Origin of the sequence: Pseudoalteromonas sp. CnMc7-15, from assembly GCF_022347925.1 — a bacterium.
Classification (GTDB): Bacteria; Pseudomonadota; Gammaproteobacteria; order Enterobacterales; family Alteromonadaceae; genus Pseudoalteromonas; species Pseudoalteromonas ruthenica.
Genome location: NZ_JAKRFT010000006.1, coordinates 313,356 through 327,216, shown reverse-complemented (window position 1 = coordinate 327,216; position 13,861 = coordinate 313,356). Strand labels below are relative to the sequence as shown.

At 48.3% G+C, this 13,861-nt stretch carries 11 protein-coding genes and 4 tRNA genes; all 15 read left to right on the top strand.

Features of this window, described 5'->3' with window-relative positions; translation table 11 throughout:
• The first annotated feature begins 60 nt into the window (after positions 1 to 60).
• The 15 genes from xerD to MHM95_RS16180 all read left to right on the top strand — a co-directional run bounded on the left by xerD (position 61) and on the right by MHM95_RS16180 (position 13,857).
• Positions 61 to 963 carry a site-specific tyrosine recombinase XerD gene (xerD, locus tag MHM95_RS16250; RefSeq protein WP_022943332.1) on the top strand — a complete coding sequence of 301 codons (903 nt, stop codon included), beginning with the start codon at positions 61 to 63 and terminating at the stop codon, positions 961 to 963.
• A gap of 87 nt (positions 964 to 1,050) precedes the next feature.
• Positions 1,051 to 1,800, top strand: a complete 750-nt coding sequence (gene dsbC, locus MHM95_RS16245) for a bifunctional protein-disulfide isomerase/oxidoreductase DsbC (RefSeq protein WP_239385775.1) — start codon at positions 1,051 to 1,053, stop codon at positions 1,798 to 1,800.
• Between the two features lie 68 nt (positions 1,801 to 1,868).
• Positions 1,869 to 3,575 carry a single-stranded-DNA-specific exonuclease RecJ gene (gene recJ / locus MHM95_RS16240; RefSeq protein ID WP_239385792.1) on the top strand — a complete coding sequence of 569 codons (1,707 nt, stop codon included), beginning with the start codon at positions 1,869 to 1,871 and terminating at the stop codon, positions 3,573 to 3,575.
• Between the two features lie 197 nt (positions 3,576 to 3,772).
• Positions 3,773 to 4,871 (top strand): peptide chain release factor 2 gene (gene prfB, locus MHM95_RS16235; protein ID WP_100229275.1). Its coding sequence is split into 2 segments (ribosomal slippage): positions 3,773 to 3,847 and positions 3,849 to 4,871, totalling 1,098 coding nucleotides; the frame shifts between segments, so codons are not numbered across the junction.
• Positions 4,872 to 4,899: 28 nt separating this feature from the next.
• Positions 4,900 to 6,435 carry a lysine--tRNA ligase gene (gene lysS, locus MHM95_RS16230; RefSeq protein WP_022943328.1) on the top strand — a complete coding sequence of 512 codons (1,536 nt, stop codon included), beginning with the start codon at positions 4,900 to 4,902 and terminating at the stop codon, positions 6,433 to 6,435.
• A 261-nt stretch (positions 6,436 to 6,696) separates the two neighbouring features.
• Positions 6,697 to 6,876: a hypothetical protein gene (locus MHM95_RS16225; protein WP_022943327.1), complete on the top strand. Its 180-nt coding sequence runs from the start codon at positions 6,697 to 6,699 to the stop codon at positions 6,874 to 6,876.
• Positions 6,877 to 7,035: 159 nt separating this feature from the next.
• A tRNA-Ser gene (locus tag MHM95_RS16220) sits at positions 7,036 to 7,128 on the top strand.
• 34 nt (positions 7,129 to 7,162) lie between these two features.
• Positions 7,163 to 7,239, top strand: a tRNA-Arg gene (locus tag MHM95_RS16215).
• A gap of 46 nt (positions 7,240 to 7,285) precedes the next feature.
• Positions 7,286 to 7,362, top strand: a tRNA-Arg gene (locus MHM95_RS16210).
• A 42-nt stretch (positions 7,363 to 7,404) separates the two neighbouring features.
• A tRNA-Arg gene (locus MHM95_RS16205) sits at positions 7,405 to 7,481 on the top strand.
• 656 nt (positions 7,482 to 8,137) lie between these two features.
• Positions 8,138 to 9,553: an SH3 domain-containing protein gene (locus MHM95_RS16200; RefSeq protein ID WP_239385774.1), complete on the top strand. Its 1,416-nt coding sequence runs from the start codon at positions 8,138 to 8,140 to the stop codon at positions 9,551 to 9,553.
• Positions 9,550 to 10,659, top strand: a complete 1,110-nt coding sequence (locus tag MHM95_RS16195) for a dipeptide epimerase (protein WP_239385773.1) — start codon at positions 9,550 to 9,552, stop codon at positions 10,657 to 10,659. Before MHM95_RS16200 ends, MHM95_RS16195 begins: the two co-directional genes overlap by 4 nt.
• Complete coding sequence (locus tag MHM95_RS16190) at positions 10,656 to 11,411, top strand: L,D-transpeptidase family protein (RefSeq protein WP_239385772.1); 756 nt, start codon at positions 10,656 to 10,658, stop codon at positions 11,409 to 11,411. Before MHM95_RS16195 ends, MHM95_RS16190 begins: the two co-directional genes overlap by 4 nt.
• Before the next feature lie 12 nt (positions 11,412 to 11,423).
• Positions 11,424 to 12,995 carry a sodium:solute symporter gene (locus tag MHM95_RS16185; RefSeq protein ID WP_239385771.1) on the top strand — a complete coding sequence of 524 codons (1,572 nt, stop codon included), beginning with the start codon at positions 11,424 to 11,426 and terminating at the stop codon, positions 12,993 to 12,995.
• Positions 12,988 to 13,857, top strand: coding sequence for a BadF/BadG/BcrA/BcrD ATPase family protein (locus MHM95_RS16180; RefSeq protein ID WP_239385770.1), 870 nt, complete (start codon positions 12,988 to 12,990; stop codon positions 13,855 to 13,857). The genes MHM95_RS16185 and MHM95_RS16180 overlap by 8 nt, the downstream gene beginning before the upstream one ends.
• The last annotated feature ends 4 nt before the right edge of the window (positions 13,858 to 13,861 follow it).

Genomic DNA, 13,861 nt, shown 5'->3' with positions numbered 1-13,861 from the left:
TCTATGGCGTGCTTTATGATATGATGGCAAATAGGTAAATACACACTAAGCGCCTTACTTGTGAACAAGCAACCAATACACAGCGATAATATCGAGCATATAGAAATGTTCTTAGATGCGTTATATCTGGAGCAGGGTAGTAGTGAGAATACGCTGTCAGCTTATCGCACGGATCTCGTTAAGTTCAGCGAGTTTATAGCGCCGCAAGCGCTGCTGGCAATTGATAGCACCGACGTAGAACACTACTTAGCCTATCGTGTAGACAAAGGCCTTAGTCCGCGTAGTACGGCACGGAGTATCAGTGCACTAAAGCGCTTTTATCAATATCAGGTGCAAGAAAAGCGTTTGCCCAGCTCCCCTATGGAAACCATATCTCGGCCTAAACCAAGCCAGTCATTGCCTAAAACGCTAAGCGAAACAGACGTTGAAGCTCTCCTAGCAGCACCGGATTGTGATGAGGCGATGGGCCTTAGAGACCGCGCAATGTTAGAGCTTCTTTATGCTACAGGCCTGCGTGTCAGCGAGCTGATAGGCTTACGCATGGAGCATGTTAATCAGCGTCAGGCGGTGGTGTTTGTAAAGGGTAAGGGGAACAAAGAGCGTCTAGTGCCTATGGGGGAGGAGGCACTGTTGTGGCTAGAGCGTTATTTAAAGTACGCGCGCCCATCATTGGTTAAGCTCGCTACTGACTTTGTATTTGTCTCTAAGCGGGGCATTGGCATGACGCGGCAAACCTTTTGGCATCGCATTAAACACTATGCTATGTTGGCGAACATTAAATCAGATTTGTCCCCGCATACCCTACGTCATGCATTTGCAACACATTTGTTGAATCATGGAGCTGACTTACGGGTTGTACAAATGATGTTAGGGCACAGTGACTTGTCGACCACACAAATTTATACTCATGTGGCGAATGAAAGGTTAAAATCGGTCCATGCTGAACATCACCCCCGTGCCTAGGCAACAGGTTAAATTGCTCAGGTGCTGGAATTTATTTGTATAAGCGCGGTCTAGTTTATTGTGCAAGAAGCAGTTAGAGATTTTATTATGAAAAAGTTAGTTGTTGCGCTGGCGTTTGCTGGTGCCAGTGCCGGAGCGTTTGCTCAAGGCGTCAGTGTAGAGCCGCAAGACACCATGGAGCAGCAGGTGAGTGTGATCCAAAGCAAGCTGGCAGAGCTTGGGGTGAATGTAAAGCAAGTGCATCCAAGTCCGGTGCAAGGTTTACAGGAAGTGATCACCGATAAGGGCGTGTTTTATGCCAGTGCTGACGGCCGTTATCTTGTGCAAGGTACGATGATTGACCTTGTTAACCGTGAAAACTTAACAGAAAGTGCACTGAGTCATGTGCGCCTTGAAGGTGTCGCACAATACCAAAACTCAATGATCACCTATAAAGCAGATAACGAAAAAGGCAAGATCACCGTCTTTACCGATATCACTTGTGGCTACTGCCGTAAGTTACACCGTGAGCTGGATGACTACCTAGATGCTGGCATTACCGTGCAATATTTGGCATTTCCGCGTGGCGGACTGCGTGGCTCTGGGTACACAGACCTGATGAATGTGTGGTGTGCTGATAACAAGCAAGAGGCACTGACGGAAGCAAAAGCAGGTGAAAAACCAGAAAAAATTGAAAACTGTAACGCACCGGTGGCAGAGCACTATCAATTAGGGCAAAGCTTTGGTATCAGCGGTACTCCAGCCATTATTTTATCTGATGGCAGCATGATCCCAGGTTATCAGCCTGCGGCTGCAATCAGCTCAGCGATTGATGAGTTAAATAATAACAAATCTTAATGTAGAATGGGCCGCATCTAACGACGGCCCTTTTTTTGGAGTTTGCCTTGCAGGCGCATACCACCATAATGGCTCGCCCGCGAGTCGATGACAGCCACCTAAGCGATAAGCTTCACCCCGTTATTCGTCAAATCTATGCCTCTCGTGGCGTCAATAGTAATGAGCAAATAGATAACCGTGCCAATACCTTGCACGATTTCCGGCTATTTAAAGACATTGAATTAGCAGCAGAAATACTCAGTGACAGTTTACAGCGCCAAGACAAGGTGCTGATTGTCGGAGACTTTGATGCTGATGGTGCCACCAGTACTGCCACCTTAATGCAAGGCTTGGGTATGTTTGGGTTTAGCCAATTGGATTACCTGGTGCCGGACCGTTTTAACTTTGGCTATGGGCTAAGTGTGGAGTTGGCAGAGCATATTGTCGCCATGGCTCCTGATTTGGTGATCACCGTCGATAGTGGCATTTCGTGCTTAAAAGGTATCGAGCACGTCAAGGCTGCCGGTATTAAGGTCATTGTCACCGACCACCATTTACAAGGTGAACAATTACCCAACGCTGATGCTATTGTTAACCCCAATCGTCACGATTGTACTTTCCCATCAAAATCGATAGCTGGTGTCGGTGTGGCTTTTTATGTGCTTATTGCATTGCGCCATACGCTGCGTGAGCGTCGTTATTTTAATGAGCAGCGTCCTGAGCCGAATTTAGCCAACCTCCTCGATCTTGTTGCTCTTGGCACGGTTGCCGATGTGGTGGCGCTGGATGCGAATAATCGCACCTTGGTGCATCAAGGGCTGGCGCGCATCCGCAGTGGTAAGACTCGCCCTGGTATCGAAGCGCTGGTTGATGTGGCACGGCGCACGCAAGCGCGTTTAAGCGCCTCAGATTTTGGCTTTGCTCTAGCGCCACGGTTAAATGCGGCGGGTCGATTAGATGATATGAGCTTAGGCATTGCTTGTTTGCTATCACCGGATATTAATCACGCTCGGCGCATTGCCGGTGAACTGGATATGCTTAATGCCGAGCGCAAAGAAATAGAGCAGGGCATGCAACAAGAAGCGCAAGCGGCGCTGGCCAAGCTCTCTTTAACAAGTGCGCAAACGCCCGATGCGTTATGTCTGTACCAGTCCGATTGGCACCAGGGTGTTATTGGTATTCTCGCCGGGCGTTTAAAAGAGCACTATCACCGCCCCACGGCGATTTTTGCCGCCGGAGATAATGGCCTACTGAAAGGGTCTTGTCGCTCCATTGATGGCGTGCATATGCGTGATGTATTGGCGCATATCGATGGTCAATACCCAGGGCTGATCGCTAAATTCGGCGGCCACGCCATGGCTGCGGGGTTAAGTATTGAGGAAGCGCGATTCAACGAGTTTCAACAAGCCTTTGCGCAAGAGATAGGTAAAGTGCTTACCGAAGAAGCGAAGGAGTGTATTTTACTCACTGATGGTGAACTGCCCAGTGATTGTTTGAATATGGAGTTTGCTGAGTTGCTGCGTCAAAGTGGGCCTTTTGGTCAGCATTTTCCAGAGCCCATTTTTGAGCATACCTTTGAGTTGCTGCAACAGCGCGTTGTTGGTGATAAACACCTTAAGCTAGTGCTGCGCCATAGCAGCGGCCGAGTGCTTGATGCTATCGCTTTTAATGTCGATGTACGCGCTTGGCCTGATACCCAAGTGCGCTATGTGCACCTAGCTTACCAGCTCGACATTAATGAATTTCGTGGCCAATTTTCTTTGCAGTTGATCGTTCGAGAGCTGCAAAAACAATAGCCACAGCAAGTTGGCTTAGAGCAAATAAAATTAGATAAAATCATGTGAAAGCGCTAATAAATGCAGCAGTTTTTTGCTAAAATCGAGCGCTTTTATTGATGCGCCGAATTCTCAGTATACTTGAAGTGTAAATGCTTACATCAAGATGGCTAAAGAGATAGACCTTGGCGCCACCATCATTTTGCGGAGTGACATGCATGTTTGAAGTGAATCCTGTGATTAATCAAATCAAGGAAATTCGCGAGCGCACAGAGCTTCTTCGGGGGTATCTTTGACTACGCTCTTAAGAAAGAGCGCTTAGAAGAAGTGAATGCTGAACTCGAAGACCCAGCAGTGTGGAATGAACCTGAAAAAGCCCAGGCTTTAGGTAAAGAAAAAGCCAGTCTTGAGGTGATTGTTGAGACTATCGGCAAGCTTGAAGACGGTACTGACGATGTCGAAGGGCTGGTGGAGTTGGCTGTTGAGGCCGAAGATCAAGAGACCTTCGAAGAAGCCCAAGCTGAACTTGAAGAACTCAATGCCCACCTTGAAAAACTCGAGTTCCGTCGTATGTTTAGTGGCGATCAAGACGCTAACGATGCGTACTTAGACTTGCAAGCGGGTTCGGGTGGTACAGAAGCACAAGATTGGTGCAACATGTTATTGCGCATGTACTTGCGTTGGGCCGAGGCGAAAGGCTTTAAGGCTGAAATCGTTGAAGCAACTGACGGCGATGTGGCTGGTATTAAAGGCGCTACAGTAAAAATTAGCGGTGAATATGCCTATGGCTGGCTGCGCACGGAAACAGGCGTGCACCGTTTAGTCCGTAAGAGTCCTTTCGATTCTGGCGGACGCCGCCATACCTCGTTTGCCTCAGCGTTTGTTTACCCAGAGATTGACGACAATATCGAAATCGATATCAATCCAGCCGATTTACGCATTGATGTATATCGGGCTTCGGGGGCTGGGGGTCAGCACGTTAACCGGACAGAGTCAGCGGTGCGAATTACCCACTTGCCAACCAATACCGTGGTACAGTGCCAAAATGACCGCTCGCAGCACAAAAACAAAGACCAAGCGATGAAACAGTTAAAAGCAAAACTGTTTGAGCTGGAGTTGAAAAAGCAAAACGCTGAGAAGCAAGCGCAAGAAGAAGCAAAGTCAGACATCGGTTGGGGCTCGCAAATTCGCTCCTACGTACTTGATGACTCACGCATTAAAGATTTGCGCACCGGTGTTGAGAACCGCAATACCCAAGCGGTACTCGATGGAGACCTTGATAAATTTATTGAAGCAAGCCTTAAATCAGGCCTGTAATGTAACGCCAAACCAATAGAGCTAGAAAATGACAGATCAAATTCAAGACGAAAATAAACTAATTGCTGAGCGTCGTGCCAAGCTCGACGCCATTCGCGAAAACTGCAGTGCTAACGGCCACCCAAATGGTTTCCGTCGAAAACATTACACTGCTGATCTTCAAGCCGAGTTTGGCGACAAGTCGAAAGAAGAATTAGTTGAGCTTGATCATCAGGTGGCCGTTGCTGGGCGTATTCTTGCTAAGCGTGGTCCATTTATGGTGTTGCAAGACATGAAAGGTCGCGTACAAGCCTACGCTTCAAAAGATGTACAAAAAGATCTTAAAGCTAAATATGGGCAACTAGATATCGGTGATATTATTGGCGTTGCTGGACCTTTGCATAAATCAGGCAAGGGTGACCTCTATGTTGATATGCATGAGTACGAGTTACTGACTAAGTCTTTACGTCCATTGCCAGAGAAATTCCATGGCTTGTCTGATCAGGAAACCAAATATCGCCAGCGTTACGTTGACTTGATCACCAACATGGATACGCGTGAGACTTTCCGCGTTCGCTCGAAGATCATAGAGGGGATCCGTCGCTTCTTGGCTGAGCGTGATTTTATGGAAGTAGAAACCCCTATGCTGCAGGTCATCCCTGGTGGTGCAACAGCGCGTCCGTTTGTGACTCATCACAACGCGTTAGACATCGATATGTATTTGCGTATCGCTCCTGAGCTTTACTTAAAGCGTTTGGTCGTCGGTGGTTTTGACCGGGTATTTGAGATTAACCGCAACTTCCGTAACGAAGGGTTATCAACACGCCATAATCCTGAATTCACCATGATCGAGTTCTATCAGGCCTATGCTGATTACAATGATCTAATGAACTTGACCGAAGATATGCTGCGCACCGTAGCGCAAGACGTATTGGGTACAACCACTATCGTCAATACCACTAAGAATGACGACGGTGAAGTAATCGACAGTGTAGAATATGACTTTGGTCAGCCATTTACGCGTTTGAGCATGGCCGATGCAATCATCAAGTACAACCCTGATTTTGACGCTCAGGTATTTGCAGACCCTGAAAATCACCTAGAGCAGTTGATTGCCTATGCCAAGCAAGTTCATGTCAAGATCCCTGACAACTGTGTATGGGGCGCGGGCAAGTACATGTGTGAAATCTTTGAAGAAACAGCAGAACACCAGTTGATTCAACCGACTTTCATTACCGAATACCCATGGGAAGTTTCACCATTGGCACGTCGTAACGATGCTAACCCATTCGTTACCGACCGGTTTGAGTTCTTCGTCGGTGGACGTGAGTTAGCCAACGGCTTCTCTGAGCTTAATGATGCTGAAGACCAAGCCGCACGTTTTGCTCGTCAAGTTGAAGAAAAAGATGCCGGCGATGATGAAGCCATGCACTTCGATGATGACTATATTCGTGCACTTGAATATGGTTTGCCACCAACAGCAGGTGAGGGCATCGGTATTGATCGTCTAGTAATGTTGTTTACTGACTCGCCGACGATTAAAGACGTTATTTTGTTCCCGCATATGCGCCCTGAACAAGAGTAACAACTTAAATTGTTTAAAAAACGCGGCCTTAGTGCCGCGTTTTTTGTACCTCTTGTGTGCGATATGTCTCAAAAAGTCCCTCGTCCCCTCGTAAATGAGTCCCTGTTTTCTGTATTGCTTTTTGTTAAAATCATGATATATATAGGTTTTTAATTTCAGCTTTAATTAAGCTGTGATTTGCCACGCTATTATTTGTAAGTCCTTAGGCTAATATTTAGGCGTAGTCGATGCGCTAAATAAAATTAAAAGGGAGTGTGGCAAATGGAAAACGACGATTTTTTACCAGAAATTCCAGTGGATAAGAAGCGCCAAGCTTATTACCGCGAGTGTATTCGCGAGTTTGAATTACTCGGATATCGCGACCAGTTTCTACGCGAAATTAGCGAGGATTTAGAAGCCGTCGAGAGAATGCAGAGTGATAAGCCAACAAGCGATCAATAGTGCTTATTTTTAGATGTTTAACGCCCCAAAAATGGCCCTTAAGGGTCATTTTTTATGCCTTTTTAGCGGTTGTGGGTAAAGTCTGAGCAGATGGATTGATTTTGCTATAAAAGTGTTTGACATATTTGCTCAGACCTTTATTATACGCCCCACAAAGACGGAGAGGTGGCCGAGTGGCTGAAGGCGCTCCCCTGCTAAGGGAGTATAGGGTTTGTAGCCCTATCGAGGGTTCGAATCCCTCCTTCTCCGCCATTTATTTTAAATGGCTTTCTTTGTTTATAGATACGGACGCATAGCTCAGCTGGATAGAGTACCTGGCTACGAACCAGGCGGTCGGAGGTTCGAATCCTCCTGCGTCCGCCATCTTCCTTCAAGATGGTCTAATATCTATAAATCACTTTTATGTACCGGACGCATAGCTCAGCTGGATAGAGTACCTGGCTACGAACCAGGCGGTCGGAGGTTCGAATCCTCCTGCGTCCGCCATCATTTAAGTGAAAATTAAGAACGTAAGTTCACACATATAACGGACGCATAGCTCAGCTGGATAGAGTACCTGGCTACGAACCAGGCGGTCGGAGGTTCGAATCCTCCTGCGTCCGCCACTTCCTTTAAAGAGAAGTGATAATAAACCAACGCAAGTTGGTTTTTTTATGCCTGAAATATAACCCTCGACTCTTTACTTGAAAGTTAAACCGCTCAGCTACTTATCCATCGGTTTATCTTACGTTGTAGGTCAGACTTCAGTCTGACAATTTTGCCGTCCTACACCCGCCACTTCCTTTAAAGAGGAGTGATAACAAACCAACGATAAGTTGGTTCTTTTGTGCCTGAAATATAACCCTTTATTCTTTACTTAATAGTTAAATCGCTCAGCTATTTATCCATCGGTCTATCCCACGTTGTAGGTCAGACTTCAGTCTGACTACTTCGTCGTCCTGCACCTGTTTCTGCTTTTATCTACCTTTTGTCTCACTGCGAAAATAGCGCGCTAGCTGGGATTGTCCTCTTGCTTGTTTGTCACCTACCTATGTCAATAAACTAAAGCTTCGCTCCAAAGTTATTGCCTAGAGCAGGTTACAGCTCGTTAAGGCTAAATTGAAATCATGACCCATGGACGATTTATTGTTAAAAAGGAATAAAGTATTCCTTTTTGTTGTTTGTTTTTATAATATTTTGATAGGATGAATTTAAGCCATTTATTTAATCTGTGACGGTTGCGCCCAATCGGCGCGCTATCAAGGTGATGCGGAGCATAACAATGACAAAAACCCCAGTATCGATAGTGTGTGCGTTAGTTTTAGGTTGTACATTAGGTGCAGGGCACAGTGTTGCCCAACAAAGCAATTACGCCCCTTTTGTAAGTGATGTGCCTTTAGTTCAGCAACCTATGCTTAATCCTGAATTTTGGTTGCAACGCCAAAGTGACAGTAAACCGCTGATGTCGCAGTCGCAAATCCAAGCCTTCAATCGCAGCCTCATCAATAATAACCCTTACATTATCGATCCCCTAGCAATGCCTGATACGCTCTCTGCTAAGGCGTTACGCAGTTATATCCGTAACACCAGTAGTACGCCTTCAAGTCCTCGCTTTTATGTTGATGGCAAGCAACTTGAACGGGCCGATTTTGCGCGTTATCACGCCAATACCAATATTGATGCTGTGACTGATAGTAATCCGGTGCGCTTTGGACTGATTGTTGAGCGCACCTCATTGCGTACCTTCCCAACCGCCGACAGGGTGTTAAACAGTGAAATGGATATCGACTTAGACCGCTTTCAAGAAACCGGGGCGTTTCCGGCGGAGCCTGTCGCTGTATTGCATGAAAGTGCTGATGGTCAGTGGTATTTGGTGGCAGCCTATAACTATACCGCTTGGGTCAAACGCTCCGCAGTGGCGGTAGGTGATAAGAACCGCATCCGTACCTTCACTCAAGCTGATGACTTTATCGTAGTGACCGGTGATAAAATAGAAACCACTTATGTTCCTAATGAGCCGCGTGTTTCCGAGGTGCAATTGGATATGGGTGTGCGTTTGCCGCTAGCCCCAAAAGAGCAGGTCAAACACCTAACTCATGGGCAAAATAGCTTTGCCAGTTTTATTGTGATGTTGCCTGTGCGCAATGACGATGGCACCTTGAGCTTTGCTCAAGGCTTGATACCGCGCAGTGCCGATGTGCATTTAGGTTATTTGCCGCTCACTGCGCACCATTTAATAGCTCAAGGGTTTAAGTTTTTAGGTGAACGCTACGGCTGGGGGCATGACTATAATGCCCGTGACTGTACCGGCTTTGTCGGTGAAATTTACAAGGCCTTTGGCGTGTGGATGCCGCGAAATTCATCGTGGCAAGGTAAAACCGACTATGGCCACAACTGGCGCTTTGATAAAGACAGTACTGAGGCACAAAAGCGCGAGGTTATCGCGCAAATGCAGGTGGGCGACCTTATTTACATCCCTGGCCATGTAATGATGTATATAGGTTCATACCAAGGCCAACCTTATGTCATTCATGATGTGAAAGGTCTAGGTTATATCAAGCAAAATGGCGAGTTTTACGATGGCGAGCTCAATGGCGTGTCGGTAACGCCCCTATTACCCTTGCACCTAAATAGCACCACTTCTTACCTTGAGCGCACCTATGCGATTAAGCGCATTGCTCAAGGAGCAGAGCAATGATCATTCAGTCTGTGCGTTTTGCACGCTTATCGGTGCCATTACATACGCCATTTAAAACGGCGCTGCGCACGGTGACGCATATTGATGACCTAGTGCTGATTATTGACACTCGATGTGGCCGCCGAGGTTATGGTAGTGCACCCTCGACGCCTGTTATCACCGGCGACACCCACCAGTCGATACTAAGTGTTATCGAGCATGTCCTTCAACATCAGCTTATTGGCCAGCACATACAAGATATCAATCGCTTATGTGATGACCTAGCGGCGGCAGTGGTGGGTAATTATTCCGCCAAAGCGGCGTGTGAAATCGCCCTCTATGATTTATGGAGCCAAAGCTTAGGTGTGCCGCTTTATCAGGCTCTGGGAGGGCACCAAAGTGAACTGAAAACCGATGTCACCATCAGTGTAGATAGCATAGATAAAATGCTCAGCGACTGTGATAGGGCACTGAGCAACGGTTTTGATGTGCTTAAAATTAAAATTGGCAACGAGCTTGAGCAAGACATTAAGCGGGTGCAGGCCATTGCTGCTCATGTCGATAGCAAAGCGTCTTTACGTTTAGATGTGAATCAAGGCTGGGATGCCAAGCAAAGCGTGCGTGCACTGCAAGCAATTGAAAGCCAAGGTATTGTACTGGAATTGGTCGAGCAGCCCGTGCCAGCTCATGATATTGATGGCCTGTGCTACATCAGTGAGCGCGTGCAATCGAAGATTATGGCCGACGAAAGCGCCTTTTCTGCTAAACAAGTGCTTACCCTATTGGCGCGCGGCGCCGTTGATATCATTAATATTAAATTGATGAAAAGTGGCGGTTTAAGCCGTGCAATCCGCATTGGCGAGGTTGCGGCAACTTATGACTGCCCGTGCATGATTGGCTGCATGCTAGAGGGCAGTATTGCGGTGTCGGCAGCGGCTCACCTGGCTGCAGCAAAGACACGGCAAATTAGTCTCATTGATTTAGATGGTCCGGCTCTGGGGCAATATGACCCCATCCAGGGTGGGACGAGGTTTTCAGGCCCTGTGATCAGCCTTAATCAAACAGCCGGGCTTGGTATAGCGGCGATAGACGGCCTTATCGAACTAGCTGATGGAGTATGGCAATGAATAACACATTACTAAGCTTGCTACTGCTAATAAGTACCTTAATGAGCGGTGGCGCCGCATCTAAGCCACAACCCATAACGCTGAACAACCAGCAATTGGTGGTGGTGGTAACTGACTCATGGACCGATATAAAAGGCGACATGCTCTTATTTGAGCGCAACGAACAAAAGCGCTGGCAGAGGGTGGGCGAGCCCAGTGCCGTGGTCATTGGTCGTACTGGATTGGCCTGGGGTCTAGGTCTGCACCCCGCACAACCAGGTCAACAAAAAGTCGAAGGCGATGGTAAAGCACCCGCCGGGATATTTGCTTTAGGTGAGGCCTTTGGTTACTTACCGTCGCTGAAGACCGGGCTTGAATACCAGGCCATGGATGCCGGCGATTACTGTATAGACGTTAAAGGCTCGCCCTATTATAACCAGATGGTCAATACGCGGGAGGTGGGGAGTCAGGCCGTTGAAGGCTCATCTGAAGCCATGCGTCGAGATATACATAGCCAAGATGAGCTATACAAAAAAGGCGTTATCGTCGCGCATAATCCCGACAATATAGATGGGGCCGGCAGTTGTATCTTTATACATTTGTGGCGTGCCGCAGATAAGCCCACAGCAGGGTGTACGGCAATGGACGAGGCGGATATGGACCGTTTACTAGCCTGGCTCGATAAACGCAAACATCCGCTGATGGTGATTGTACCGCGTGTGGAATATGCTCTCAAACGTGCACACTGGCAACTGCCAGCACTGCCACGATAGGCGTATACGGTTATGAATGCGCATTATCAACCTCTAGATTGGCTGGTCTTTGCCGCCTATGCCTTACTTATCGGCGCCACCGCTTGGTGGTTTAACCGCAAAAAAGCCACCACTAGCTCAGAGTATTTCCTCGGTGGTAATGCGATGCCCACGTGGATGGTGGCTGTCTCGGTGTTGGCCACCTCGCAGTCGGCGGCGACCTTTATCGGCGGTCCGGACCAAGGTTATCAGGGGGATTTATCCTATTTAGCGACTAACATTGGCGCCTTTATCGCCGCTGTCATTGTTGCCAAGGTGCTGATCCCGCGCTTTTATCGCTACCGAGTGTATACCGTGTACGAGTTGCTGGAGCAGCAAATTGGCCCCAAAGCCAAACGCAGTGCGGGCTTTATGTATTTATTTGGGCGCGTTTTTGCCAGTGGCGCGCGGCTGTATATGGCGGCCATTGCCGTGGCGATGATTCTTTATGGCAATATTGCCGCTAGCAGCGTGATCATGGCCACCTTAGTGCTGGTTTTGGTGGGCCTGCTGTACACCGTGTTTGGCGGCATTCGTACGGTGATCTACTCAGACGTGATCCAATGTGCCGTTTATACCGGCGCCGCCCTATGCGTCATTGTGAGTTTATGGCTGGCGATCCCGGCCGACTTCAGCACCGTGATTGAAGCGTTGCAAAACCCCGCCCCCGGGCAGCCTTCGAAGCTAGCACTGCTAAAGTTTGAACTCGATTTTAGTGCCAGCGGGGTATTTAATATATGGTCCGTGTTTACTGGCTTTGTGCTGCTCAATATTGCCGCCTTTGGTCTCGACCAAGATATGACCCAGCGGGTGCTCACCTGTAAAGACGCTAAATCAGGTAGCCGTGCGATGCTATTATCCATCGCCTTAGTGATCCCGGTGATGTTGCTGTTTATTATTATTGGTTTGCTGTTGTTTGTTTTCTACCAACGCCCAGACATTATGGCGCAAGGGGTGGCTAGCCAAGGCGTGGGGCAGTTCCAAGGTGAGAAAATCACGGTGTTTATGCACTATGTACTTAACGAGATCCCCGCAGGTGTGAGGGGGTTGGTTACCATAGGTATTATTGCGGCGGCCATTTCTACGTTGAACTCTGGGCTAAGCTCAATGGCATCGGTATTAGTGCAAGATTTATATAAACCTTGGCGGCAAAAACGCAAACCAGATCAACACGATAGTCACTATGTGGTGGCCGGACGCTGGGCCATGTTAGTGGTGTCTCTGGCGCTGGGAGGGATGGCGGTTATTTGCTATTTTTGGCAGCAATACTCGCAAATGCCGTTATTAAAATTTGCCCTCAGCGTCATGGTGTTCTCTTATTCCGGATTATTAGGGGTGTACATTAATTCGGTGTTTTTCCATCGCGGCAGCGAGTCATCGGTGTTAGCGGCACTGGTTATTGGCTTTGTCGCCACCTTATTGATGCAGCCTTATGTGCAAGCGGCGCTATTGCCAAACGCTTGGCACTTTAACCTCGGATTTACTTGGCAGTTATGTTTAGGCACCTTACTTGCCACGTTAGTGTGTGCTTTGGGTCGCCCCAATAGGCGGAGCAGCCATGAATAATTATGTGTTAGCGGTTGATGGCGGCGGCAGTAAAACCGCCCTAGCAGTATTTAATCGCAATGGCGAAGTGATTGCTTCTGAGCAAGGCGCGGGGAGCTCATTGAGTTACGATTTACAGTTGAGCTGTGAGCGTATGATGCAGCAAGTGGCAAGCATTATGAACACTACAGCCATACCAGCGCATCATACCCAGTGTATAATAGGTGTTGCTGGCGCTGGGAATCCGTATAATCGAGCCGCATTGCTGCAGCGTTTAGAGACATTCGCTTTTGCTGATACCCGTGTGACCTCGGATGCCGTGACCGCTGCCCTGGGCGCAAATTTAGGTGCGCCGGTGGCTTGCGTGGCATTAGGGACCGGCTCGGTGGGGGCACGTTTAGATAGCCATGGCCAGTTACAGCTCGTCGGCGGCTGGGGATTTACACTGGGCGATGGTGGCAGCGGAGCGCGATTAGGGGCCATGGCGGTACAAGCACTGATGCAGGCGGTAGACAGGCAGCAGCCGCTACATGGGCTGATAGCCACTATAGCTAAAGAGGTGGGGGAGACCCGGGCCGATATCAGTGCCTGGGTGCGCCAAGCCACAGCCAAAGAGTTTGCCACACTCAGTGAGCGAGTATGGCCGCACGCTAATCATTGCCCCATTGCTTCGGAGATCCTTGCTCGGCATAAAAGCGCGGTGCTGCAACTTATTGCTGATACTCGCCAAGATACTGAGCTGCCGGTGATGTTACTGGGTGGACTGGCAGACAAAAGCAGGCAGTTACTAAGCGACAGCGAACAACGAATTATTATGCCAGCACGCGGCAATGCCTTAGATGGCGCCTGGGTGCTGGCAACACAGAATATACAAGTGGAATAACTAC

Bases quoted from the DNA above. Each gene is read 5' to 3' on its own strand.
- dsbC (WP_239385775.1), top strand. From the start codon at position 1,051: ATGAAAAAGTTAGTTGTTGCGCTGGCGTTTGCTGGTGCCAGTGCCGGA.
- MHM95_RS16200 (WP_239385774.1), top strand. From the start codon at position 8,138: ATGACAAAAACCCCAGTATCGATAGTGTGTGCGTTAGTTTTAGGTTGT.
- MHM95_RS16180 (WP_239385770.1), top strand. From the start codon at position 12,988: ATGAATAATTATGTGTTAGCGGTTGATGGCGGCGGCAGTAAAACCGCC.
- MHM95_RS16225 (WP_022943327.1), top strand. From the start codon at position 6,697: ATGGAAAACGACGATTTTTTACCAGAAATTCCAGTGGATAAGAAGCGC.
- MHM95_RS16185 (WP_239385771.1), top strand. From the start codon at position 11,424: ATGAATGCGCATTATCAACCTCTAGATTGGCTGGTCTTTGCCGCCTAT.
- MHM95_RS16195 (WP_239385773.1), top strand. From the start codon at position 9,550: ATGATCATTCAGTCTGTGCGTTTTGCACGCTTATCGGTGCCATTACAT.
- lysS (WP_022943328.1), top strand. From the start codon at position 4,900: ATGACAGATCAAATTCAAGACGAAAATAAACTAATTGCTGAGCGTCGT.
- MHM95_RS16190 (WP_239385772.1), top strand. From the start codon at position 10,656: ATGAATAACACATTACTAAGCTTGCTACTGCTAATAAGTACCTTAATG.
- recJ (WP_239385792.1), top strand. From the start codon at position 1,869: ATGGCTCGCCCGCGAGTCGATGACAGCCACCTAAGCGATAAGCTTCAC.